Origin of the sequence: Pseudomonas sp. IT-P395 (genome assembly GCF_949767675.1) — a bacterium.
In the GTDB taxonomy this organism is placed as follows: domain Bacteria; phylum Pseudomonadota; class Gammaproteobacteria; order Pseudomonadales; family Pseudomonadaceae; genus Aquipseudomonas.
Map to the genome: position 1 here is coordinate 213,148 of NZ_CATKPW010000059.1, position 22,767 is coordinate 235,914.

Annotated in this window: 20 protein-coding genes; 16 read left to right on the forward strand and 4 right to left on the reverse strand. The window is 59.3% G+C overall.

Annotated features, from left to right (window positions below; translation table 11 throughout):
• Positions 1–65: 65 nt before the first annotated feature.
• Together ACM6IN_RS26205 and ACM6IN_RS26210 are read right to left on the reverse strand one after the other, a co-directional pair.
• A complete protein-coding gene (locus ACM6IN_RS26205) occupies positions 66–1,223 on the reverse strand; it encodes a patatin-like phospholipase family protein (RefSeq protein WP_007913959.1) in 1,158 nt (385 codons plus the stop codon).
• Positions 1,224–1,258: 35 nt separating this feature from the next.
• Positions 1,259–2,191, reverse strand: a complete 933-nt coding sequence (locus ACM6IN_RS26210) for a lipid A biosynthesis lauroyl acyltransferase (protein ID WP_095114336.1) — start codon at positions 2,189–2,191, stop codon at positions 1,259–1,261.
• A gap of 117 nt (positions 2,192–2,308) precedes the next feature.
• Between ACM6IN_RS26210 and minC the strand changes: the two genes are divergently transcribed.
• From minC to ACM6IN_RS26250, 8 genes are all read left to right on the forward strand, one after another.
• Positions 2,309–3,046, forward strand: coding sequence for a septum site-determining protein MinC (gene minC, locus ACM6IN_RS26215; protein ID WP_026000431.1), 738 nt, complete (start codon positions 2,309–2,311; stop codon positions 3,044–3,046).
• 169 nt (positions 3,047–3,215) lie between these two features.
• Positions 3,216–4,028, forward strand: coding sequence for a septum site-determining protein MinD (gene minD / locus ACM6IN_RS26220; protein WP_007913953.1), 813 nt, complete (start codon positions 3,216–3,218; stop codon positions 4,026–4,028).
• Positions 4,028–4,282: a cell division topological specificity factor MinE gene (gene minE / locus ACM6IN_RS26225; protein WP_003223146.1), complete on the forward strand. Its 255-nt coding sequence runs from the start codon at positions 4,028–4,030 to the stop codon at positions 4,280–4,282. The genes minD and minE overlap by 1 nt, the downstream gene beginning before the upstream one ends.
• A gap of 169 nt (positions 4,283–4,451) precedes the next feature.
• On the forward strand, positions 4,452–5,087 hold the full coding sequence (locus ACM6IN_RS26230; protein WP_034151766.1) for an RluA family pseudouridine synthase: 636 nt from the start codon (positions 4,452–4,454) through the stop codon (positions 5,085–5,087).
• 176 nt (positions 5,088–5,263) lie between these two features.
• The gene (locus ACM6IN_RS26235) at positions 5,264–6,553 is read left to right on the forward strand and encodes a M18 family aminopeptidase (RefSeq protein WP_007919200.1); all 1,290 of its coding nucleotides are present in this window, start codon (positions 5,264–5,266) and stop codon (positions 6,551–6,553) included.
• Between the two features lie 168 nt (positions 6,554–6,721).
• Positions 6,722–6,898, forward strand: a complete 177-nt coding sequence (locus ACM6IN_RS26240; protein ID WP_163004785.1) for a hypothetical protein — start codon at positions 6,722–6,724, stop codon at positions 6,896–6,898.
• Positions 6,899–6,975: 77 nt separating this feature from the next.
• Positions 6,976–9,129 carry a mechanosensitive ion channel domain-containing protein gene (locus tag ACM6IN_RS26245; protein WP_414916970.1) on the forward strand — a complete coding sequence of 718 codons (2,154 nt, stop codon included), beginning with the start codon at positions 6,976–6,978 and terminating at the stop codon, positions 9,127–9,129.
• Positions 9,130–9,193: 64 nt separating this feature from the next.
• Positions 9,194–10,528: an amidohydrolase gene (locus ACM6IN_RS26250; protein ID WP_414916971.1), complete on the forward strand. Its 1,335-nt coding sequence runs from the start codon at positions 9,194–9,196 to the stop codon at positions 10,526–10,528.
• Positions 10,529–11,094: 566 nt separating this feature from the next.
• Here the strand turns inward: ACM6IN_RS26250 and ACM6IN_RS26255 are convergent.
• On the reverse strand, positions 11,095–11,808 hold the full coding sequence (locus tag ACM6IN_RS26255; RefSeq protein ID WP_007916338.1) for a UTRA domain-containing protein: 714 nt from the start codon (positions 11,806–11,808) through the stop codon (positions 11,095–11,097).
• A 351-nt stretch (positions 11,809–12,159) separates the two neighbouring features.
• Between ACM6IN_RS26255 and ACM6IN_RS26260 the strand changes: the two genes are divergently transcribed.
• The 6 genes from ACM6IN_RS26260 to ACM6IN_RS26285 all read left to right on the forward strand — a co-directional run bounded on the left by ACM6IN_RS26260 (position 12,160) and on the right by ACM6IN_RS26285 (position 17,470).
• A complete protein-coding gene (locus tag ACM6IN_RS26260) occupies positions 12,160–13,227 on the forward strand; it encodes an ABC transporter substrate-binding protein (protein ID WP_007916337.1) in 1,068 nt (355 codons plus the stop codon).
• Positions 13,228–13,360: 133 nt separating this feature from the next.
• Positions 13,361–14,167, forward strand: coding sequence for an alkaline phosphatase family protein (locus ACM6IN_RS26265; RefSeq protein ID WP_007916336.1), 807 nt, complete (start codon positions 13,361–13,363; stop codon positions 14,165–14,167).
• Positions 14,164–15,009, forward strand: coding sequence for an ABC transporter permease (locus tag ACM6IN_RS26270; RefSeq protein ID WP_007916335.1), 846 nt, complete (start codon positions 14,164–14,166; stop codon positions 15,007–15,009). The genes ACM6IN_RS26265 and ACM6IN_RS26270 overlap by 4 nt, the downstream gene beginning before the upstream one ends.
• Positions 14,996–15,796, forward strand: a complete 801-nt coding sequence (locus ACM6IN_RS26275; protein ID WP_007916333.1) for an ABC transporter permease — start codon at positions 14,996–14,998, stop codon at positions 15,794–15,796. The genes ACM6IN_RS26270 and ACM6IN_RS26275 overlap by 14 nt, the downstream gene beginning before the upstream one ends.
• On the forward strand, positions 15,793–16,782 hold the full coding sequence (locus tag ACM6IN_RS26280) for an ABC transporter ATP-binding protein (RefSeq protein ID WP_007916331.1): 990 nt from the start codon (positions 15,793–15,795) through the stop codon (positions 16,780–16,782). The genes ACM6IN_RS26275 and ACM6IN_RS26280 overlap by 4 nt, the downstream gene beginning before the upstream one ends.
• A gap of 34 nt (positions 16,783–16,816) precedes the next feature.
• On the forward strand, positions 16,817–17,470 hold the full coding sequence (locus tag ACM6IN_RS26285) for an HAD family hydrolase (RefSeq protein WP_007916329.1): 654 nt from the start codon (positions 16,817–16,819) through the stop codon (positions 17,468–17,470).
• Positions 17,471–17,615: 145 nt separating this feature from the next.
• Here ACM6IN_RS26285 and ACM6IN_RS26290 read toward each other — a convergent pair whose 3' ends face one another.
• On the reverse strand, positions 17,616–18,578 hold the full coding sequence (locus tag ACM6IN_RS26290) for a zinc-binding dehydrogenase (protein WP_007916328.1): 963 nt from the start codon (positions 18,576–18,578) through the stop codon (positions 17,616–17,618).
• A 138-nt stretch (positions 18,579–18,716) separates the two neighbouring features.
• Between ACM6IN_RS26290 and ACM6IN_RS26295 the strand changes: the two genes are divergently transcribed.
• Together ACM6IN_RS26295 and ACM6IN_RS26300 are read left to right on the forward strand one after the other, a co-directional pair.
• A complete protein-coding gene (locus tag ACM6IN_RS26295; protein WP_176472379.1) occupies positions 18,717–20,801 on the forward strand; it encodes a carboxy terminal-processing peptidase in 2,085 nt (694 codons plus the stop codon).
• 134 nt (positions 20,802–20,935) lie between these two features.
• Positions 20,936–22,726 (forward strand): bifunctional diguanylate cyclase/phosphodiesterase, encoded by a 1,791-nt coding sequence (locus tag ACM6IN_RS26300; RefSeq protein WP_414916972.1) that lies wholly within the window; start codon positions 20,936–20,938, stop codon positions 22,724–22,726.
• Positions 22,727–22,767: the final 41 nt, after the last annotated feature.

The window sequence follows — 22,767 nt, forward strand, 5'->3', positions numbered from 1 at the left end:
TCGCCAGCTCCTACAGGGATAGCGCATTCCAATGTAGGAGCTGCCGAAGGCTGCGATCTTTTGCTTTAAAATGGCAATCCCAAAAACCGGCACAGCTCCTCGCGCTTGGCCAACGCATCGCGCCGTCCCAGATCAATCAACTCGCTGCAATACCCCGCCTCGAACAGCAGATAACTCAACACCCCTGCCCCACTGGTCTTGGTCGCCCCCGGCCCGCGCAGAAACAAACGCAACGCCGCCGGCAACTCCTGGCGATGCCGCGCCGCGATCTCATCGATCGGCTGACTCGGCGAAATCACCAGCACCTCCACCGGTGCCACGCCCAACTCGCGCGTCGGCGTGCCGGCAGGCATCAAGTGGCTGAACTGGTTGAGACGCTGGAGCAACTCGATGTCGCTCTCCAGGCTGTCAATGAACGTGCTGTTGAGCATGTGCCCGCCAATCTGCGCCAGCGTCGGCTGTTGTCCGGTGTAGGCGCGCTCCAGCGGCTGCTGCGGATCAAACCCGCGCGGGTTGCCGCTGACACCGACCACGAGCACCCGGCTCGCCCCTAAATGCAGCGCCGGGCTGATCGGCGCCGATTGCCGCACGGCGCCGTCGCCAAAATATTCATCACCGATTTTCACCGGCGCGAACAACAACGGAATCGCCGAACTGGCCAGCAAGTGATCCACCGACAGTTGCGTCGGCACACCAATACGTCGATGGCGCAGCCATGAATCGATCTTGCCGCCGCCCTGATAGAACGTCACCGCTTGCCCCGACTCATAGCCGAACGCAGTTACCGCCACGGCATGCAATTGCTTGCGCGCGATCGATTCGGCGATACCGGGCATGTGCAGTTTTTCATTGAGCAGTTCGCGCAGCGGCGAACTGTTGAGCAGCGCCACCGGCAGTTGCCGACCGAGGCCGAGCAGGCTGTGACTGACAAAGCGGCTGGCCTGACGGATAACGCCGGGCCAGTCACTGCGCAGCACGCGATGGCTGCGAAAGCCCTGCCAGAACAAGGTGAGGCGTTCGATGGCGGCGCGAAAGTCCGTGGCACCACTGGCCAGGCTGACCGCATTGATCGCCCCGGCCGAGGTGCCGACGATCACCGGAAACGGATTGTCCGCGCCCAACGGCAGCAATTCGGCAATCGCCGCCAGAACCCCCACCTGATACGCCGCCCGAGCCCCGCCGCCGGAAAGAATCAAACCTGTGACCGGCTCAGCTGGGCTCATCGCAACGCTCCATGGTGCTTATAGGGGTGGGTCAATCAACCGCGTTTGGCGTACAACTTCGGCTCGCCCGGTGGGCGGCTCTTGAAGCGTCGATGCGCCCACAGATACTGCTCAGGGCAGGCACGCAAGGCGCTCTCGACCCACTGATTGATGCGGATGCAGTCGGCTTCTTCGGTTTCGCCTGGGAAGTCTTCCAGCGGCGGATGAATCACCAAGCGATAACCGCTACCGTCAGCCAGACGCTCCTGCGTGAACGGCACGACCAGCGCCTTGCCCAGACGGGCGAATTTCGTCGTCGCCGTCACGGTCGCTGCCTGAATGCCGAACAACGGCACGAAGATGCTTTGTTTGGCGCCGTAGTCCTGATCCGGTGCGTACCAGATCGCGCGACCGGAGCGCAGCAACTTGAGCATGCCGCGCACGTCGTCACGCTCCACTGCCAGCGAATCGAGGTTGTGCCGCTCGCGGCCCTGACGCTGAACATAGTCAAACAACGGATTCTTGTGTTCGCGGTACATGCCGTCGATGGTGTGCTGCTGACCGAGCAACGCCGCGCCGATTTCCAGCGTGGTGAAATGCGCGGCCATCAGAATCACGCCTTTGCCTTCGCGCTGGGCCTTTTGCAAATGCTCCAGGCCTTCAACGTGGGCCAGCTTGGCCAGACGTTCACGCGACCACCACCAGCTCATGGCCATTTCAAAAAAAGCGATGCCGGTGGAGGCAAAATTTTCCTTGAGCAGGCGTTTGCGCTCGGCGGCGGATTTTTCCGGGAAGCACAGCTCAAGATTGCGCTTGGCAATGCGCCGCCGGTCGCCGGCCACGCGATACATCAAGGCGCCCAAAACTCGACCGATGGTCAGCAACGCCGGATAGGGCAACTGCACGATCAGCCACAAAAGCCCCAGACCGCACCAGAGCGGCCAGAAGCGTGGCGATAAAAATGCTTTTCGAAAACGCGGGCGATCCATTAAAGCTTCCGTAAATACAGTGGCCGCGCATTCTACATCGTTCGACCCGGCTTGCGGCCTGCGGGCGTTCTCGTTATAAGTCTCGGCACTTTTAGTGACAAGCCGTTGTATGCCGACATGAGCCAAACCGAACCGTTAGACCAAGATCCCGTATTCCAGCTCAAGGGCAGCATGCTGGCCATTACTGTGCTGGAACTGGCCCGTAACGACCTCGAAAGCCTCGATCGGCAATTGGCCGCCAAAGTTGCCCAGGCGCCGAACTTCTTCAGCAACGCGCCGCTGGTTCTGGCGCTGGACAAACTGCCGCCGAGCGAAGGCGCCGTCGATCTGCCGGGCCTGATGCGCGTCTGCCGTCAACATGGCCTGCGCACCCTGGCAATTCGCGCCAGCCGCATCGAAGACATCGCCGCCGCCATCGCCATCGACATTCCGGTATTGCCGCCGTCGGGCGCCCGTGAACGGCCGCTGGAAACACCTGAAGCCGAAGTCAAAAAGAAGCCGGAAAAACCGCCGGAGCCAACGGTCAAACCGACCCGCGTCATCACCACGCCAGTACGTGGTGGCCAACAGATATATGCCCAGGGTGGCGATTTGGTCGTGGTGTCTTCGGTCAGTCCGGGGGCGGAACTTCTCGCCGATGGCAACATCCATGTATACGGCCCGATGCGTGGTCGGGCGCTGGCCGGCGTGAAGGGTGACACCAAGGCACGGATTTTCTGTCAGCAATTGAGCGCTGAACTGATCTCCATCGCCGGTCATTACAAGGTTTCCGAAGATTTGCGCCGCGACCCGATGTGGGGCTCGGGCGTACAGGTCAGCCTGTCGGGCGACGTGTTGAACATCATTCGGCTTTAACGGATACTGCCGCATTTTCCAAGCATCTCTAAAACGTAGCGAAAACGGCTCAAACGAAGTAGGAAAAAGGCTCAACGCCGAATTCCAGCCAAGGCTGTCCGACTGCAGTAGTTTTCAAGAGATGTTTTTCAGGGGCTAAAAAGTCCTTCTTCCTTAGGGGTGAAACACCTTGGCCAAGATTCTCGTGGTTACATCCGGCAAGGGTGGTGTGGGTAAGACCACCACCAGCGCCGCTATCGGTACCGGCCTCGCTCTGCGTGGCCACAAAACAGTGATCGTCGACTTCGACGTGGGCTTGCGTAACCTTGACCTGATCATGGGTTGCGAGCGCCGCGTGGTGTATGACTTCGTCAACGTGGTCAACGGCGAAGCCAACCTGCAACAAGCGCTGATCAAAGACAAGCGCCTGGAAAACCTCTACGTACTGGCCGCCAGTCAGACCCGCGACAAAGACGCGCTGACTGTCGAAGGCGTGGAAAAAGTCCTGATGGAGCTCAAGGAACAATTCGAGTTCGTCGTCTGCGACTCCCCGGCCGGCATCGAAAAAGGTGCACACCTGGCCATGTACTTCGCTGATGAAGCGATCGTCGTGACCAACCCGGAAGTGTCCTCGGTACGAGATTCGGACCGCATGCTCGGCCTGCTGGCGAGCAAATCGCGTCGCGCCGAACGTGGCGAAGACCCGATCAAGGAACACCTGCTGATCACTCGCTACCATCCAGAGCGTGTTGAAAAGGGTGAGATGCTGGGCGTTGAAGACGTCAAGGAAATCCTCTCGGTAACCCTGCTCGGCGTGATCCCGGAATCCCAGGCGGTGCTTAAAGCATCCAACCAGGGCGTCCCGGTGATTCTCGACGACCAGAGCGATGCCGGTCAGGCTTACAGCGATACCGTCGACCGCCTGTTGGGCAAAGAAAAAGCCCACCGTTTCCTCGATGTCGAGAAGAAGGGATTCTTCGAGCGCCTGTTTGGAGGTAGGTAATGAACCTTTTTGACTTCTTTCGTGCCAACAAAAAGCCAAGTACCGCCTCGGTAGCGAAAGAGCGTCTACAGATCATCGTGGCGCATGAGCGCGGCCAGCGCAGCACGCCGGATTACTTGCCAGCCTTGCAGAAGGAACTGGTCGACGTGATCCGCAAGTACGTCAACATCGGCAACGACGACGTACATGTTGCACTGGAAAGCCAGGGCAGTTGCTCGATTCTGGAACTCAACATCACCCTGCCTGATCGCTGAGTCGATTTGGCAGTCGCTACGGCGGCTCGGACTATTGATGCTTGTGTAGGAGCTGCCGAAGGCTGCGATCTTTTGATCTTCAAAGTCAAAAGATCGCAGCCTTCGGCAGCTCCTACAGGGTTATCAGCAGTTCCGAGCCGCCGTTGGCATTTGTTACGAGGCTGTTTTAATGCCGCTGTCCAACATCCACATCATTCATCAGGACGCCGCCGTACTGGTGGTGAACAAACCGACATTGCTGCTCTCGGTGCCGGGTCGCGCCGACGACAACAAGGATTGCCTGATTACCCGCCTGCAGGAAAACGGCTACCCGGAAGCGCGCATCGTCCATCGCCTGGACTGGGAAACCTCCGGCATCATTCTGCTCGCCCGTGACGCCGACACGCACCGCGAACTGTCGCGCCAGTTTCACGACCGCGAAACCGAAAAGGCCTACACCGCTTTGGCCTGGGGTCAGCCGGAACTCGACAGTGGCAGCATCGACCTGCCCCTGCGTTACGACCCACCGACCAAGCCGCGTCATGTGGTCGACCACGAATTCGGCAAACACGCGCTGACCTTCTGGCGTGTGCTGGAGCGTTGCGGTGACTGGTGTCGCGTTGAGTTGACGCCGATCACCGGCCGTTCGCACCAGTTGCGCGTGCACATGCTGTCGATCGGGCATCCGCTGCTCGGCGACGGGCTCTACGCCCACGAGCAGGCTCTGGCCGCCTGGCCACGTCTGTGCCTGCACGCGAGCATGCTCAGCTTCACCCATCCGCAAACCGGTGAACGCCTGCGCTTCGAGTGCCCTGCACCGTTCTGACCACATCACCGTCCCCTGTAGGAGTGAGCCTGCTCGCGATAGCGCTCTGTCAGTCAATCAATAATGATCTGACACACCGCTATCGCGAGCAGGCTCACTCCTACAAGGGCTCCGGTTCGGATTCAATTGTCCGGCCGATGCGTTAAACTCCCGCCCACTGCTGTCTGGAGTTTCTTATGCGCGAAGAGTTGAACCAAGGCCTGATCGACTTTCTCAAGGCCTCCCCTACCCCGTTCCACGCCACTGCCAGTCTGGTACAGCGTCTGGAGGCTGCCGGTTTCGTGCGCCTCGACGAGCGTGAGCCATGGACCACCGAGCCTAACGGCCGCTATTACGTCACCCGTAACGACTCCTCGATCGTCGCGATCAAAATGGGCCGCACTTCGCCACTGCACGGCGGCATCCGCCTGGTCGGCGCGCACACTGACAGCCCGTGCCTGCGGGTCAAGCCGCAACCGGAACTGCAGCGTCAGGGCTTCTGGCAACTGGGCGTTGAAGTCTATGGCGGCGCGCTGCTGGCACCGTGGTTCGACCGCGATCTGTCGCTGGCCGGCCGCGTGACCTTCCGCCGCGACGGCAAGGTCGAAAGCCAGTTGATCGACTTCAAAGCGCCGATCGCGATCATTCCGAATCTGGCCATTCACCTCAACCGTGAAGCCAATCAGGGCTGGGCGATCAACGCGCAGACCGAACTGCCGCCGATCCTCGCGCAATTTGCCGGTGACGAGCGCGTCGATTTCCGCGCCGTGCTCACCGATCAACTGGCCCGCGAACACGGCTTGAACGCCGACGTCGTGCTGGATTACGAGTTGAGTTTCTACGACACGCAAAGTGCCGCCGTTATTGGCCTCAATGGCGACTTCATCGCCGGCGCGCGTCTCGACAACCTGCTGTCGTGCTACGCCGGCCTGCAAGCCTTGCTCACCGCCGAAACCGACGAAACCTGCGTGCTGGTGTGCAACGACCACGAAGAAGTCGGCTCCTGCTCCGCCTGCGGTGCCGATGGCCCGATGCTCGAACAGACCCTGCGCCGTCTGCTGCCGGAAGGTGACGAATTCGTCCGCACCATTCAGAAATCCCTGCTGGTCTCGGCCGACAACGCCCACGGCGTGCACCCCAACTACGCAGAAAAACATGACGCCAACCACGGCCCGAAACTCAACGCCGGCCCGGTGATCAAGGTCAACAGCAACCAGCGCTACGCGACCAACAGCGAAACCGCCGGTTTCTTCCGCCATCTGTGCATGGCCGAAGAAGTCCCGGTGCAAAGTTTCGTGGTGCGCAGCGACATGGGCTGTGGCTCGACCATCGGCCCGATCACCGCCAGCCACCTCGGTGTGCGTACTGTCGATATCGGCCTGCCGACCTTCGCCATGCACTCGATCCGCGAACTGTGCGGCAGCCACGACCTGGCACACTTGGTCAAAGTGCTGAGTGCGTTCTACGCCTGCCGCGAGTTGCCATAAAAACTTCGGCAAAATGCGATTCAATGTAGGAGCTGCCGAAGGCTGCGATCTTTTGATCTTAAAAACAAAATCAAAAGATCGCAGCCTTCGGTTGCTCCTACTCAGATCAATACCGGCCGGCAGAAACCGACCTAAACTTACATCATTCATTTCGACAAGGCAGTCTCCATGATCTCGATGTCTTCGTTCCACGCCATGCTCATTCCGATTCTGAGCGGAATGATCCTGCTGGCCATCGGCTTCAACTTCCGTGACAAGAACGCCGGCGTATTCGCCATGTGGATCGGCATGCTCACAATCCTCGCCACCGTGGTCTACAAGATCCTCGCCAAACTCAACGAATAAATCCGCGCCCGGCTCGCATTGCTTTAGTGGGCCTCGTACACTCCAGCGAATCCGCCCCTTGCGAGGTTGACCGCCTAGTGTTCGCTCGTCTTTTTGCTTTGCCCAGTTTGTTCCTCGTCTGCCTGATGACGCTGCTGCCGCTGGCCCCCGCCCACGCGGTCGGCTTGCCCGGTCTGCTCAACACCAACAAAGCGCAGCCCGAAGCGCAGGAGCCGCTCGGCCAGTCCCTCGACGAAGTCATCAAGTCGCTGGAAAACGACAAGCAACGCGCACAGTTGCTGAGCGATCTGAAAAAGCTGCGCGACGCCACCAAAAAAGCCCAGGCCAGCCCTGAAGAAGGCGTGCTCGGCTTGATCGGCGGCACTTTGTCCAACTTCGAAAAACAATTTACCGGCGCTGACAGCCCGCTCAACCGCTGGGGCAACGAGTTCGATCTGGCCAAGGACGAACTGAGCGCGATGATGCTGCCGGCCAACGAGTGGCTGCCAATCATTTTCGGCTTCGCCATGATCCTCGCGGTCTGGAGTCTGCTCGCCGCCGCGCTGATCTGGCTCGGGCATCGGGTGCGCATGCGTTTCGGCCTCACCGAAGAACTGCCGCAACACCCCAAGGCCCTCGACATGCTGCGCTTCGCTTTGCGCAAGCTCGGGCCGTGGCTGATCGCACTGGTGATGACCGTCTACATGAGCTACGCCTTGCCGTCGTCACTGGGCAAAAGCCTGGCGATGGTGTTGGCCTATGCGCTGGTGGTCGGCACCTGTTTTTCGGCGATCTGCGTGATCGCGTTTTCCCTGCTCGATGGCCCGCACCGCCATCGCGCGCTGTACATCCTGCGTCATCAGGCGTTCCGGCCGCTGTGGCTGATCGGCAGCTTCGCCGCGTTCGGTGAGGCGCTGAACGATCCACGCCTGATCGAAAGCCTCGGCGTGCATCTGGCCCACACCGCCGCGACCATCGCCAATGTACTCGCGGCGCTGTCGACCGGTCTATTTATCCTGCGTTTCCGCCGACCGATCGCGCACCTGATCCGCAATCAGCCGCTGTCACGGCGCCTGACCCGCCGCGCGCTCAGCGACACCATCGAAATCCTCGGCACCTTCTGGTACGTGCCAGCGCTGGTACTGGTCGGCATCTCGCTGTTCGCCACCTTCGTCTCCGCCGGCGACACCAGCACTGCACTGCGCCAGTCATTGATTTGCACCGTGCTGCTGGTGATGTGCATGGTGATCAACGGTCTCGTCCGCCGCCACTCACTGAAGCCGCAACGCGGGCCGAAACGCCACGCGCTCTACTCCGAACGCCTGAAAAACTTCTTCTACACCCTCGCGCACCTGGTGGTCTGGCTGGTCTTTATCGAACTCGGCCTGCGCGTCTGGGGCCAGTCGCTGATCGGTTTCGCCGAGGGCGAAGGGCATGATGTCAGCGTCAAACTGTTCAGCCTGATCGGCACACTGATTTTCTCCTGGCTGATCTGGATCCTCGCCGACACCGCCGTGCACCACGCCCTCACCCGCTCGCGCAAAGGCCTGGCGAATGCCCGTGCGCAAACGATGATGCCGCTGATTCGCAACGTGCTGTTCGTGGCGATCTTTATCATTGCGCTGATCGTCGCGCTGGCGAACATGGGCATGAACGTCACGCCACTGCTGGCCGGTGCCGGCGTGATCGGTCTGGCCATCGGTTTCGGTGCACAGTCACTGGTAGCGGACTTGATCACCGGCCTGTTCATCATCATCGAAGACTCACTGGCCATCGACGATTACGTCGACGTCGGCGGCCACCTCGGCACCGTCGAAGGCCTGACCATCCGCACCGTGCGCCTGCGCGACATCGACGGTATCGTCCACACCATCCCGTTCAGCGAAATCAAAAGCATCAAGAACTACTCCCGCGAGTTCGGCTACGCGATCTTCCGTGTCGCGGTGCCGTACAACATGGAAATCGACGACGCGATCAAACTGATGCGCGAAGTCGGTCAGAAGATGCGTACCGATCCACTGCAACGGCGCAATATCTGGTCGCCGCTGGAGATTCAGGGCGTCGAAAGTTTCGAATCCGGCAGCGCGATTCTGCGCGCGCGGTTCAAGACTGCGCCGATCAAACAGTGGGAAGTGTCCCGAGCCTTCAACCTGTCGCTCAAGCGCCATCTCGACGAAGCCGGACTCGATCTGGCAACGCCACGCATGAGCGTGCAGGTGATCACTGCCGCTGGCGGCGAGCCGAAGGAATAGCACTCAAGCGCGCGGTTGCAGTCACAGGCAGGGAAGCCCGACAACAATAATCAAGGAGAAACCGATGCAACTGACGCGCATTGCCCAAGCCGTTCTACTCAGCCTGTTCGCCAGCCACGCTGGCGCCGCGACGTTGGAAAGCACCCGCACGCAAATCGCCGAACAAGCGCAAAAGCTCGAGCCGGAACTGCTGGAAACCCGCCGCGACATCCACGCTCATCCAGAACTCGGCAACACGGAAAAACGCACCGCCGAACTGGTCGCCAAACAACTCAAGGCCATGGGCCTGGAAGTGAAAACCGGCGTCGCCCGCACCGGTGTAGTCGCCGTCCTCAAAGGCGCCCTGCCCGGCCCGACCGTGGCCCTGCGCGCCGACATGGATGCGCTGCCGGTCAAGGAAGTCGCCGACCTGCCGTTCGCCTCGAAAGCCAAAGGCATCTATCTCGACAAAGAAGTCGACGTCATGCACGCCTGCGGCCACGATGCGCACACCGCGATCCTGCTGAGCACGGCGAAAATTCTCACAGGCATGCGCGACACGCTGCCCGGCACCGTGGTGTTCTACTTCCAGCCCGCCGAAGAAGGTCCGAGCGACTTCATTCCCGACGGCAAAAACACCTGGGGCGCAAAAATGATGGTCGAGGAAGGCGTGATGAAATCACCGAAACCCGACGCCGTTTTCGGCCTGCACGTCTGGGCCGGCGTCCCCGCCGGCCAGATCGCCTACCGCCCCGGCGCCACCCTCGCCAGCTCCGACGACCTGCGTATCAAAATCCTCGGCAAACAAACCCACGCCGGCCGCCCCTGGGACGGCATCGACCCGATCACCGTCGGCGCACAAACCATCGTCGGCCTGCAAACCGTGGTCAGCCGCCGCACGGATATCTCCTCTTATCCGTCAGTGGTCAGCATCGGCACCATCAACGGCGGCACGCGCTACAACATCATTCCCGAATCCGTCGACATGACCGGCACGATCCGCTCCTACGACTACGGCATCCGCCAGAAACTGCATGCCGACGTCCGCCAGACCGTGGAAAAAATCGCCGAAAGCGGCGGTGCGAAAGCGGATGTCACCATCATCGAAAAATACGACCCGACCATCAACAACCCGGCGCTGACGGAAAAGATGCTGCCGACGCTGAAGTGGGCGGCCAAGGATGATGTGGTGAATGCACCGCTGGTGGGGGGCGCGGAAGACTTTTCGTTCTTTGCCAAGGAAGTGCCGGGGCTGTTTGTGTTTCTCGGCGTGACACCAAGAGACCAGGACATGAGCAAGGCAGCGCCGAATCATAATCCCGGGTTCTTTGTGGATGAGTCGGCGCTGGTGGTGGGCGTGAGGACATTGGCGTCGCTGGCGACGGATTATTTGTATGCCAATGCGGGGGCGGGTAAGTAGAGATGAGGTGACTGTGGGAGTGCCTTCGCGAGCAGGCTCGCTCCCACATCTGGACCGTGTGCAGTCTGCCAGAAATTGGTCGGCTCTCAGGCCGCCATCGCGAGCAGGCTTACTCCTACAAGGGATCGAGTACATCCGCAAGAAACAGGTCGGCTGTCAGGCCGCCATCGCTGGCAAGCCAGCTCCCACAAGGATTGAGTCCAACCGGCAAACCAATATCGCTTCTGCTTCTCACCACTCAACACAATGAGCGCAAGCTCGAGTACCGCTTTTGATCTTGATCCACGGGCGACGTCGGAAGGCTGAGTGGAGGGATTGATCCGGGGGTGGGAGCGCAGCGACCGTTTGGCGAAGCCAAACACAGCGAGAGGAGGTGCAGCGAAGCAAACCGTAGGCGCTGCGCCCGGATCGATCCCGCAGCGAAGGAACCCCGAGCCCCAGCGAGCGGGCCGCACGTAGGAGCAAGCCTTTTGGGTTACCTTTTCGGCGTTTGGAAAAGGTGACCCGCCGTAAGGGCGGAACCCTAAGTAGCCGTTACCGCAGCAACGGATATACCCCAAAAACGCTCAAACAACATCCACCCCGACATGAATCGCATCATGCCGCCAAAACTCCAGATCACAATCAATCAACCGCTCATGCTGATCATAATTAACCCGAGCAATCCGCAACCCCGGACTCCCGACAGAAACTCGCAAGGCCGCCGCCGCATCCACCGACAATGACGTCGGCACAATCTCAAAGCGCACCCGCCCATAGTGCAAATCGTAATGCCGCGCATACAACTCGGTCATCGACTGATTCAAATCAAACTCAAGAATCCCCGGAAAAAACTGCGGATTCAAATAGTGCTCCACATACAACACCAACCGCCCATCAATGCGCCGCGACCGGCAAATCTGAATCACGCTCGACAACGCCGGCAGTTGCAACCACGCACACACCGCCGCCGAAGCCGGCTGCAACCGCGCTGAAATCACCTCGGTCGACGGCACCCGCCCCTGCGCACTGACCATCGCGTGAAAGTGACTTCTCTGCATCAGGTTGTAGGCCAGACGCGGCGGCGAGACGAACCAGCCACGGCGCTCCTCACGATAAATCTGCCCCTGCGCCTCCAGTTGCAACAACGCCTCTCGCACAGTAATCCGCGTCGTGCCGAACAACTCACTGAGCTTGCGCTCGGCCGGCAGCTTGCTGCCTGCCGCCAACAACCCGTGATCAAGCTGCTCCTGCAACACCTGGCCAATCGCTGTCACCGCTTTTGTTGCCTCATCGCGCATCAACGTTACCTATCTGGACTAGACCAGCACTGTTTCGGGGCAAAACCGCACGGCGATCAAGCCGTTTCCTGATATTGCAAGCCTAGGCAGTGCAGATGACCGAGAGATGACAAAACTACCGAACGGTCGTCCTCACGACTTGCAATACATCGGCCAAGTCCCTTGCTCTGCGGGCCTTTGAGCATGGTCTACGCTTATCTGGCAGCCGCCAATACCGGGCAAACAAGAGGCCTGAAACAAGGCCGCCGACATCAAAGTGTCATCCAGCCCCCTTAAATTGGCTCAGGTATTGCTGACCTAGACCAACACACACCGCAATCGCAGCGTTGAACACGACCAAGGAGCTTCGGAATGAAACAGCTTTTCCTGGCAACACTGTTAGGCTCGACCATTGCAATGTGCACCTCCGCCATGGCGGCCGGCACCGATCTGAAAACCCTCGAAGCCGCTGCGAAAGCGGAAGGCGCCGTCAACAGCGTCGGCATGCCCGATGACTGGGCCAACTGGAAAGGCACCTGGGAAGACCTGGCCAAAACCTACGGCCTCAAGCACATCGACACCGACATGAGCTCGGCCCAGGAAATCGCCAAGTTCGCCGCCGAAAAAGACAACGCCACCGCTGACATCGGCGACGTCGGTGCGGCCTTCGGCCCGATCGCGGTCAAGCAAGGTGTGGTGCAACCGTACAAGCCAAGCACTTGGGATCAAGTCCCGGACTGGGCCAAGGACAAGGATGGCAACTGGGCGCTGGCCTACACCGGCACCATCGCCTTCATCGTCAACAAAAAGCTCCTGCACGGTTCCGAAGTTCCGACCAAATGGGCAGACCTCAAGGGCGGCAAATACAAGGTTTCCATCGGTGACGTGAGCACCGCCGCCCAAGCCGCCAACGGCGTTCTCGCGGCGGCACTGGCCAACGGTGGCGACGAGAAAAACATCAAACCCGCCCTGCTGCTGTTTGCAGACATCGCCAAGCAAGGTCGCCTGTCGATGGCCAACCCGACCATCGCCACCATGGAAAAAGGCGAAATCGAAGTCGGTGTGGTCTGGGACTTCAACGGCCTCAGCTACAAAGCCAAGATGGCCAACCCGGATGACTACGTGGTGCTGATCCCGTCCGACGGTTCGGTGATTTCCGGCTACACCACGATCATCAACAAGTACGCAAAAAACCCTAACGCCGCCAAGCTGACCCGCGAATACATCTTCAGCGACGCCGGCCAGACCAACCTCGCCCGCGGCAACGCCCGTCCGATCCGCGCCGAGCACCTGCAACTGCCGGAAGACGTGAAGGCCAAACTGCTGCCGAACGAGCAGTACAAAAAGGTCACCCCGATCAAAGACGCCGATGCGTGGGAAAAGACTTCGAAAGCCCTGCCACAGCAGTGGAACGAGGAAGTCATCGTAGAGATGAAGTAATCCTTCATCTGTAGGAGCTGCCGCAGGCTGCGATCTTTTGATCTTGCCCTTTAAAAGCAACATCAAAAGATCGCAGCCTGCGGCAGCTCCTACAGGGGTTGGTTCCAGTTTTGTTTTCGGAGTTTTTGCCCCTATGAAGCACAACGTCATCCTTGTCGTGCTCGACGGCCTCAACTACGAGGTCGCGCGTCACGCCATGGGGCATCTGCAGGCTTATGTTGGCGCAGGACGCGCCGCGCTCTATCAACTGGAGTGCGAACTGCCGGCCCTGTCCCGACCGCTTTATGAATGTATCCTCACCGGCGTGCCGCCGATCGACAGCGGCATCGTCCACAACAATGTCTCGCGCCTGTCCAACCAGCGCAGCATTTATCACTACGCCCGCGACGCCGGCCTGAAAACCGCAGCAGCGGCGTATCACTGGGTCAGCGAGTTGTACAACCGCTCACCGTTCGTAGCCGCGCGCGACCGGCACACCGACAATCTGTCGCTGCCGATCCAGCACGGGCATTTCTACTGGAGCGATCACTACCCGGATTCGCACCTGTTCGCCGACGCCGAAAACCTGCGCCTGCGCCACGATCCGAATTTCCTGCTGATCCACCCGATGAACATCGACGACGCCGGGCACAAACACGGTCTCGATTCTTCGCAATACCGCAACAGCGCGCGCTTCGCCGACATCATCCTTGCCGACTATCTGCAGAACTGGCTCGACGCTGGCTATCAAGTGCTGGTAACTGCCGACCACGGCATGAACAACGATCGCTCACACAACGGCCTGCTGCCGGAAGAACGCCAAGTGCCGCTGTTTGTCCTCGGTGAAGCCTTCAGCCTCAACGCCGATGCCGCACCGAAACAGACGGAAATCTGCGGCACCGTCTGCGAACTACTCGGCGTGCCCCACGACAAACCTGTGTGCCGGGAGTTGCTCAAGTGAACTCAATAATTCGCGGCAAATGGCTGGCGGCGCTGTGCGTGGTGCCCTTCGCGCTGTTCTTTATCGTCTTCGAAATCGCCCCGCTGACCTGGGTGATGATCAGCAGTCTGCAATCGGAAGAGTTCGGCTGGGGCTTGGCCAACTTCAGCAAGATCTTCAGTTCGAAGTTCTACTTGCAGGCGATCCAGTACAGCCTCGAAATCAGCTTCTGGTCGAGCTTGTTCGGCATCATCATCGCCGTACTCGGTGCGTATTCCCTGCGCCGGGTCGACTCGAAACTGCGCAATTTCGTGAATGCCTTCGCCAACATGACCAGCAACTTTTCAGGCGTACCCTTGGCCTTCGCGTTCATCATCCTGCTCGGTTTCAACGGCAGCATCACCATCATGCTCAAGCAGTCGGGGATCATTCAGGACTTCAACCTGTACTCGAAAACCGGGTTGATCATTCTCTACACCTACTTCCAGATTCCCCTCGGCGTGTTGTTGCTCTACCCGGCCTTCGACGCTTTGCGTGAAGACTGGCGCGAGTCCGCCGCACTGCTTGGCGCCAATGGCTGGCAGTTCTGGCGGCATATTGGTTTGCCTGTGCTGACGCCTGCATTGCTCGGGACGTTCGTGATTCTGCTGGCCAACGCCCTCGGCGCTTACGCCACGGTCTATGCGCTGACTACCGGCAACTTCAACGTCCTGCCAATCCGTATTGCAGCGATGGTCTCCGGTGACATTTCCCTCGACCCGAATCTGGCCAGCGCCCTGGCCGTGGTGCTGGTGGCGTTGATGACCATCGTCACCGTCGTGCATCAACTGCTGTTGAAGAGGAGCTACCATGTCTCGCGCTGAATCCGGCCCGGCCGGCCTCTACCACCGCGTCGTGGTTTATCTGTTGTTCGCCATTCTCTTGCTGCCACTCGTGGGCACGCTGGTCTATTCGATCGCCAGCAGTTGGTCAGCGACCATCCTGCCCAGCGGTTTCACCTTCAAGTGGTACATCCAGTTGTGGAGCGATCCGCGTTTCCTGCACGCCTTCGGCCAGTCATTGCTGGTCTGCGTTGGCGCGCTGGTGCTTTCAGTCGTGCTGATCCTGCCGCTGCTGTTCGTCGTGCATTACCACTTTCCGAAACTCGATGCGCTGATGAACATCCTCATCCTGCTGCCCTTCGCGGTGCCGCCGGTGGTGTCGTCGGTGGGACTGTTGCAACTTTACGGTTCCGGGCCGATGGCCATGGTCGGTACACCGTGGATTCTGATCGGCTGCTACTTCACCGTGGCGCTGCCGTTCATGTACCGGGCGATCACCAACAACCTGCAAGCGATCAACCTGCGCGACCTGATGGACGCTGCGCAACTGCTTGGCGCCAGCACCTTTCAAGCGGCGTTTCTGGTGGTGCTGCCGAATCTGCGCAAAGGCCTGATGGTCGCGTTGCTGCTGTCATTCTCGTTCCTGTTCGGTGAGTTCGTCTTTGCCAACATTCTGGTCGGCACGCGCTACGAAACCCTGCAGGTTTATCTGAACAACATGCGCAACAGCAGCGGTCACTTCACCAGTGCGCTGGTCATCTCGTATTTCTTTTTCGTGCTGGTCCTGACCTGGATCGCCAACATCTTGAACAAGGACAAAAGCGAATGAGCTATGTCAGCGTCCAACACCTGCAGAAAAGCTACGCCGGCACGACCGTGTTCAGCGACATCGACTGCGAAATCAACAAGGGTGAATTCGTCACCCTGCTCGGCCCCTCCGGTTGCGGCAAATCCACACTGCTGCGTTGCATCGCCGGCCTGACACCGGTCGATGGCGGCAAGATCCTCCTCGATGGCGTCGATATCGTGCCGTTGAGTCCGCAGAAACGCGGGATCGGCATGGTGTTTCAGAGCTATGCGCTGTTCCCCAACATGACCGTGGAACAGAACGTTGCCTTCGGTTTGCGTATGCAGAAGGTCAATGCCGACGACAGCCATAAACGCGTTTCCGAGGTGTTGAAACTGGTTGAACTGAACGACTTCGCCAGCCGCTATCCGCATCAGTTATCCGGTGGTCAATGCCAGCGGGTGGCCCTCGCCCGTTCGCTGGTCACGCGTCCGCGTCTGTTGCTGCTGGACGAGCCGCTGTCGGCTCTCGACGCACGGATTCGTAAACACCTGCGCGAACAGATCCGCCAGATTCAGCGCGAACTAGGCCTGACCACAATTTTCGTTACCCACGATCAGGAAGAAGCGCTGACGATGTCTGATCGCATTTTCCTGATGAATCAAGGAAAAATCGTACAAAGCGGCGATGCCGAAACCCTGTACACCGCCCCCGTCGATGTGTTCGCCGCCGGCTTCATCGGCAACTACAACCTACTCGATGCCGACGACGCATCAAAACTGTTGCAGCGCCCGATCAACCACCGCATCGCGATTCGCCCGGAAGCCATCGAGCTGAGCCTGGAAGGCGAACTCGACGCGCAGATCCGCAGCCACAGTCTGCTCGGCAACGTCATCCGTTACCGCATCGAAGCGCGGGGCGTGGAACTGGTGGTGGATGTGCTCAACCGCTCGGCGGCCGATCTGCATCCCGACGGTCAGCGTCTGGCGCTTTCCATCGATCCGACGGCCCTGTGTGAGGTAGCCTGATGACTTTGCTGACGTTGAAGAGAGAACTGCACTGATGGCTCTGGCAATTTTTGATCTGGACGAAACCTTGATCCACGGCGACTGCGCCACCCTTTGGAGCGAGCAGATGGGGCGCCTGGGCTGGGTCGATCCTGAATCGTTCATGCGCAAGAACAACGAACTGATGGACGCCTACAGCCATGGCAAATTGCGCATGGAAGACTACATGGAATTCAGCCTGGAACCGCTCATCGGCCGCACACCGGAAGAAGTCGAGCATCTGGTTGGCCCGTGGGTGGAAGACTTCATTGAACCGATCATCTTCAGCGACGCGACCAAAACCATCGCCGCCCACCGCAAGGCCGGCGACCGCATTCTGGTGATTTCGGCGTCGGGGACGCACCTGGTCAGACCGATTGCCGATCGATTGGGCATTGATGAAATTCTGGGGATTGAACTGGAAGTCGCCCATGGCGTTTACAGTGGGCATACCGTTGGCACCCTGACCTACCGCGAAGGCAAGATCACCCGCTTGCTAGAATGGCTGGATGCTGAAGAAGAGAACCTGGAAGGTGCGAGTTTCTATTCCGACTCGCGTAATGATTTGCCGTTGTTGCTGAAGGTGGATTTCCCGCATGTGGTGAATCCGGACCCAGTGCTGCTGGAACATGCCGAAAAGGCCAACTGGCCAATCCATCTCTGGAAATGACAAAGATTTAATCTGCACAGGCAGGCTGATATTCCAAACCTGAGTTCAACCCGATGCGTCAGGTCGATGTAGCCCGGTAGAACAACCCGGTCAGTCCCCTCTCCCTTTGGGAGAGGGTTAGGGTGAGGGGCTTTTTGCCTTGATCTCAGCTCAGACTTTCGTCAATCACCAATACCAGTTTGCCCGCCACCGTATTACTCGCCAACTCCGCAAACGCCGCCTCGGCATCCTTCACCGCAAACGCCTTGGCCAACTGCGGACTCAAGCGCCCCTCAGCAAACAACGGCCACACCTGCTGACCCAGATCACTCAACAGATCCGCCTTGAACTGATCGTCACGACTGCGCAACGTCGAGCCCAGCAGTTGCACACGCTTGGCCAACACCTGCGCCAGATCCAGCTTCGCCTCACGCCCGCCCATCAAACCGATCAACACCCAGCGTCCATCCAGCGCCATCAGCTTCAGGTTCAGCGCCGAATAATTACCGCCGACCGGGTCGAGAATCACGTTGAACGGCCCAAAATCGCGCAGGCTCTCCAGATCATCGGTGCGCACCACCCCGCCCTGCGCACCCAGCGCTTCACAGTAGGCCAAACGCTCAGCCGAACCGACGCTGACCCAACATGGATTGCCAAACGCCTTGCACAACTGAATCGCGGCTGAACCGATTCCACTTGCGCCGGCGTGCAAGAGAACTTTCTCACCCGGTTTGAGCGCCGCAAGTTGAAACACATTCAGCCAGACTGTTGCATAAACCTCGGGCAATGCGGCCGCCTCAATCAGCGAGACGCCTTCGGGAACCGGCAGCACGTGCCGCCCGTCGACGACCACCTCTTCGGCCATGCCACCCCCGGCCAGCAAGGCGCAAACCCGATCGCCGACCTGCCACGCACTGCCCGCGCCGACCTCGCTGATCACCCCGGAACACTCAAGACCGAGCACTTGGCTGGCCCCTGGCGGTGGCGGATAAAGCCCTGCTTTCTGTAATAAATCGGCGCGATTGAGGCCCGCTGCCGCCACTCGGATGCGGACTTGTCCTACATCACACGTAGGACTCGGCTCTTCAACCCATGCCACTTGACCGTCAACGCCTTGCAATGCCTTCACAGTGCCTCCATAGTGAGTCTGGACTGAGCCCGAAGCTGTAGCGCCGGGCTTTTTGCATTATGCGACCGGCTCTCGTAGAACCGGCGACTTCAAAGACGGCCTAATATGCGTTATCAATTGTCCCCGCGTCGAATCAGCATGAAGCATTTGCTCCCCAGCACCGCCCTCGCTCTTTTCATCGGTATCGGTTTGTTGCCGGTGTCGGGCAATACATTCGCAGCCAACAGCTGGGACAAATTGCAGCCTGATCGCGATGAAGTCATCGCCAGTCTGAACGTCGTCGAGTTGCTCAAGCGTCACCACTACAGCAAGCCGCCGCTTGACGATGCCCGCTCGGTGATCATCTACGACAGCTACATAAAGCTGCTGGATCCGTCGCGCAGCTACTTCATGGCCAGCGACATCGCCGAGTTCGACAAGTGGAAGACCCAGTTCGACGACTTCCTCAAAAGCGGCGACCTCAACGCCGGGTTCACCATCTACAAGCGCTACCTGGACCGCGTCAAGGCGCGTCTGGACTTCGCCCTTGCCGAGCTGAACAAAGGCGTCGACAAGATGGATTTCAACACCAAGGAGACCTTGCTGATCGATCGCAAGGACGCCCCTTGGCTGAAATCCACCGCAGAGCTGGATGACCTGTGGCGCAAACGCGTCAAGGACGAAGTCCTGCGCCAGAAGATCGCCGGCAAAGAGCCGAAGCAGATTCAGGAAACCCTGACCAAGCGCTACAAGAACCAGTTGGCGCGCCTGGACCAGACCCGTCCGGAAGACATTTTCCAGGCGTATATCAACACCTTCGCCATGTCGTACGATCCGCACACCAACTATCTGTCGCCGGATAACGCGGAAAACTTCGACATCAACATGAGCCTGTCCCTCGAGGGCATCGGTGCCGTGTTGCAGAGCGATAACGACCAGGTGAAAGTCGTGCGTCTGGTGCCGGCAGGCCCGGCCGACAAGACCAAACAGGTCGCCCCGGCCGACAAGATCATCGGCGTTGCCCAAGGCAACAAAGAAATGGTCGACGTGGTCGGCTGGCGTCTAGATGAAGTGGTCAAGCTGATCCGTGGTCCGAAAGGCACCGTGGTGCGTCTGGAAGTGATTCCGGCGAGCAATGCGCCGAACGACCAGACCACCAAGATCGTGCCGATCACCCGTGAAGCGGTGAAGCTCGAAGACCAGGCGGTGAAGAAGTCCGTGCTCAACCTGAAACAGGACGGCAAGGACTACAAACTCGGCGTCATCGAGATTCCAGCCTTCTACCTCGACTTCAAGGCGTTCCGTGCCGGTGATCCGGACTACAAGAGCACCACCCGCGACGTCAAGAAGCTGCTCACCGAGCTGCAGAAAGACAAAGTCGACGGCGTGGTCATCGATCTGCGCAACAACGGCGGCGGTTCCCTGCAGGAAGCCACCGAGCTGACCAGCCTGTTCATCGACAAAGGCCCGACCGTACTCGTACGTAATGCCGATGGCCGTGTCGACGTACTCGAAGATGAAAACCCGGGCGCGTTCTACAAAGGCCCGATGGCACTCTTGGTCAACCGCTTGTCCGCCTCGGCTTCGGAGATTTTCGCCGGCGCCATGCAGGACTACCACCGCGCGCTGATCATCGGTGGCCAGACCTTCGGTAAAGGCACCGTGCAGACCATTCAGCCGTTGAACCATGGCGAACTGAAACTGACCCTGGCCAAGTTCTACCGGGTTTCCGGTCAGAGCACCCAGCATCAGGGCGTGTTGCCGGACATCGACTACCCGTCGTTGATCGACACCAAGGAAATCGGCGAGAGCGCACTGCCGGAAGCCATGCCGTGGGACACCATCCGCGCGGCAATCAAACCGGCGGCCGATCCGTTCAAGCCGTACCTGGCGCAGCTCAAGTCCGAACATGACACACGCACCGCCAAAGATGCCGAGTTCGTGTTCATCCGTGACAAGCTGGCCCTGGCGCAGAAACTGATGGAAGAAAAAACCGTCAGCCTTAACGAAGCCGAGCGTCGCGCGCAACACACCGATATCGACGCCAAGCAACTGGCCATGGAAAACATCCGTCGCAAAGCCAAAGGCGAAGAGCCGCTCAAAGAGCTGAAGAAAGAAGACGACGACGCCCTCGCGGCCGCCGAGCCGGACAAGGTCAAACCAGAAGACGATGCCTACCTGAGCGAAACCGGGCGAGTACTGCTGGATTACCTGAAGCTGAGCAATCAGGTGGCCAAGAAGTAAGGTGATGGCAATTTAATGCTGACGATCCCCGGATCGTCATCAAACAGTCATCATTCTGTCGTGCAATAAAGGACTGGGAGCCACTCTCTTCATCGAGAGCGCTCCCAGTCCTTTTTTTATCGCCAGAGATAGCCATGACCACGACCGAACAGCTGAGTGCCTTGAGCTCGATCCTGACTCAAAGCGGTTTACACAGCCTGTTCCAACCGATCATCTCTCTCTCCGAACGGCGCATTCTCGGCTACGAAGCCCTCACCCGTGGTCCGTCCAACAGCCCTCTTCACTCGCCCATCGCGCTGTTCGCCGTGGCCCGTCAGGCCGGGCGTTTGAGCGAACTGGAAATCGCCTGTCGGCAAAGCGCTTGCCGTCGCTTCAATGAGCAGCAACTGCCGGGCAAACTGTTTCTCAACGTCTCGCCGGAATCCTTGCTTGAAGCCGCCCATCAACCGGGGCGCACGTTGCAGTTGCTGCAGGATTTCGGCATTCCGCCCAGTCAGGTAGTGATCGAGCTGACTGAACAGACGCCCATCGACGATTTTCAGTTGCTGCAAACCGCCTTGCATCACTATCGGGCCATGGGTTTTTCCATTGCGCTGGATGATCTCGGTGCCGGCTATTCGAGCTTGCGGTTATGGTCGGAACTGCGCCCGGATTATGTGAAGATCGATCGGCACTTCATCGATGGCATTCATCAAGATGCGTTGAAGCGCGAGTTCGTCGGCTCGATCCTGCAAATCGCCAAAGCCTCACGCGCACAAGTCATCGCCGAAGGCATCGAGTTGCCGGAAGAACTCGCGGTGCTGACGGAAATGGGCGTCGATCTGGTGCAGGGCTACCTGCTTGGCCGCCCCCAAGAACACCCACCGCGCGATGCCCGCGCCTTGATGCCCAAACACGACAGCAGCAGCGTTGCGCTGAACGACGAAGGCAGTGATCTCAGCGCCCTGCTCAACGACCAACCGGCCGTGCATCGCGACACCCCCACCGCCACTGTGCTGGAAGCCTTCCGCCGCCAGGCCAACCTCAACTCACTGGCGGTACTCGACGAACAAGGCCAACCCTGCGGCATCGTCCACCGCCACTCGTTATCGGATGCCCTGCTCAAACCGTTCGCCACCGACCTGTTCGCCCGTAAACCGATCAGCCGTCTGATGAACGACGATTTCCTCGCCGTGGAAATGAGCCAGTCGCTGCAACAAGTCAGCCGCCTGATCACCAGCCGCGCGCGGCAACGCATTGAAGAAGACTTCATCATTACTCTTAACGGCGGCTACCTGGGTCTTGGCCGGGTGATCGACGTGCTTAAACTGATCACCGAGTTGAAGATTCAACAGGCGCGGTATGCCAATCCTCTGACTTTGTTGCCGGGGAATGTGCCGATCCAGCAATGCCTGACGCGGTTGCTGCAGCAGGGGCGCGAGTCGGTCATCTGCTATGTCGACATCGACAGTTTCAAACCCTTCAACGATATCTATGGCTACGGGCGTGGTGATGAAGTTTTGCTGTGTTTGGCGCAATGCCTCAACGAACGCGTCGACCCGTCCCGCGACTTCGTTGGTCACATTGGTGGCGACGACTTCCTCCTTGTCCTCGGTCCGGACGACTGGCGCAAACGCATCAACCAGTTGCTCGACGACTTTCAAAGCCAATGTCGCCGTTTCTATCGGCCTGAGCATCTGGAGGCTGGCTGCTTCATTGCCCCGAATCGGCAAGGCATTCGTCAAGAATTTCCGCTGCTGTCGCTATCGATTGGCGTGGTCCACCTGCACCCCGAAGCCTGCGCACAACTCGACGCCAGCCAACTTGCAGAGATGGCTTCGCAAGCGAAGCATCATGCGAAGAATGTTCCGGGGTATAGCGTGCATTTGCTTGATAGTCTTATTCCCGCAGACGTCCATTCGCCGCAGGCCATCGGCCAGCGCTGACTCCTCAAACAACAAAAAACCTGTGGGAGCGCGCTTGCCCT

Excerpts from the sequence above, each read along its gene's own strand:
- ACM6IN_RS26205 (WP_007913959.1), bottom strand. The coding sequence starts at position 1,223 with ATGAGCCCAGCTGAGCCGGTCACAGGTTTGATTCTTTCCGGCGGCGGG.
- ACM6IN_RS26210 (WP_095114336.1), bottom strand. The coding sequence starts at position 2,191 with ATGGATCGCCCGCGTTTTCGAAAAGCATTTTTATCGCCACGCTTCTGG.
- minC (WP_026000431.1), top strand. The coding sequence starts at position 2,309 with ATGAGCCAAACCGAACCGTTAGACCAAGATCCCGTATTCCAGCTCAAG.
- minE (WP_003223146.1), top strand. The coding sequence starts at position 4,028 with ATGAACCTTTTTGACTTCTTTCGTGCCAACAAAAAGCCAAGTACCGCC.
- ACM6IN_RS26230 (WP_034151766.1), top strand. The coding sequence starts at position 4,452 with ATGCCGCTGTCCAACATCCACATCATTCATCAGGACGCCGCCGTACTG.
- ACM6IN_RS26235 (WP_007919200.1), top strand. The coding sequence starts at position 5,264 with ATGCGCGAAGAGTTGAACCAAGGCCTGATCGACTTTCTCAAGGCCTCC.
- ACM6IN_RS26240 (WP_163004785.1), top strand. The coding sequence starts at position 6,722 with ATGATCTCGATGTCTTCGTTCCACGCCATGCTCATTCCGATTCTGAGC.
- ACM6IN_RS26250 (WP_414916971.1), top strand. The coding sequence starts at position 9,194 with ATGCAACTGACGCGCATTGCCCAAGCCGTTCTACTCAGCCTGTTCGCC.
- ACM6IN_RS26255 (WP_007916338.1), bottom strand. The coding sequence starts at position 11,808 with ATGCGCGATGAGGCAACAAAAGCGGTGACAGCGATTGGCCAGGTGTTG.
- ACM6IN_RS26260 (WP_007916337.1), top strand. The coding sequence starts at position 12,160 with ATGAAACAGCTTTTCCTGGCAACACTGTTAGGCTCGACCATTGCAATG.
- ACM6IN_RS26265 (WP_007916336.1), top strand. The coding sequence starts at position 13,361 with ATGAAGCACAACGTCATCCTTGTCGTGCTCGACGGCCTCAACTACGAG.
- ACM6IN_RS26275 (WP_007916333.1), top strand. The coding sequence starts at position 14,996 with ATGTCTCGCGCTGAATCCGGCCCGGCCGGCCTCTACCACCGCGTCGTG.
- ACM6IN_RS26280 (WP_007916331.1), top strand. The coding sequence starts at position 15,793 with ATGAGCTATGTCAGCGTCCAACACCTGCAGAAAAGCTACGCCGGCACG.
- ACM6IN_RS26285 (WP_007916329.1), top strand. The coding sequence starts at position 16,817 with ATGGCTCTGGCAATTTTTGATCTGGACGAAACCTTGATCCACGGCGAC.
- ACM6IN_RS26295 (WP_176472379.1), top strand. The coding sequence starts at position 18,717 with ATGAAGCATTTGCTCCCCAGCACCGCCCTCGCTCTTTTCATCGGTATC.
- ACM6IN_RS26300 (WP_414916972.1), top strand. The coding sequence starts at position 20,936 with ATGACCACGACCGAACAGCTGAGTGCCTTGAGCTCGATCCTGACTCAA.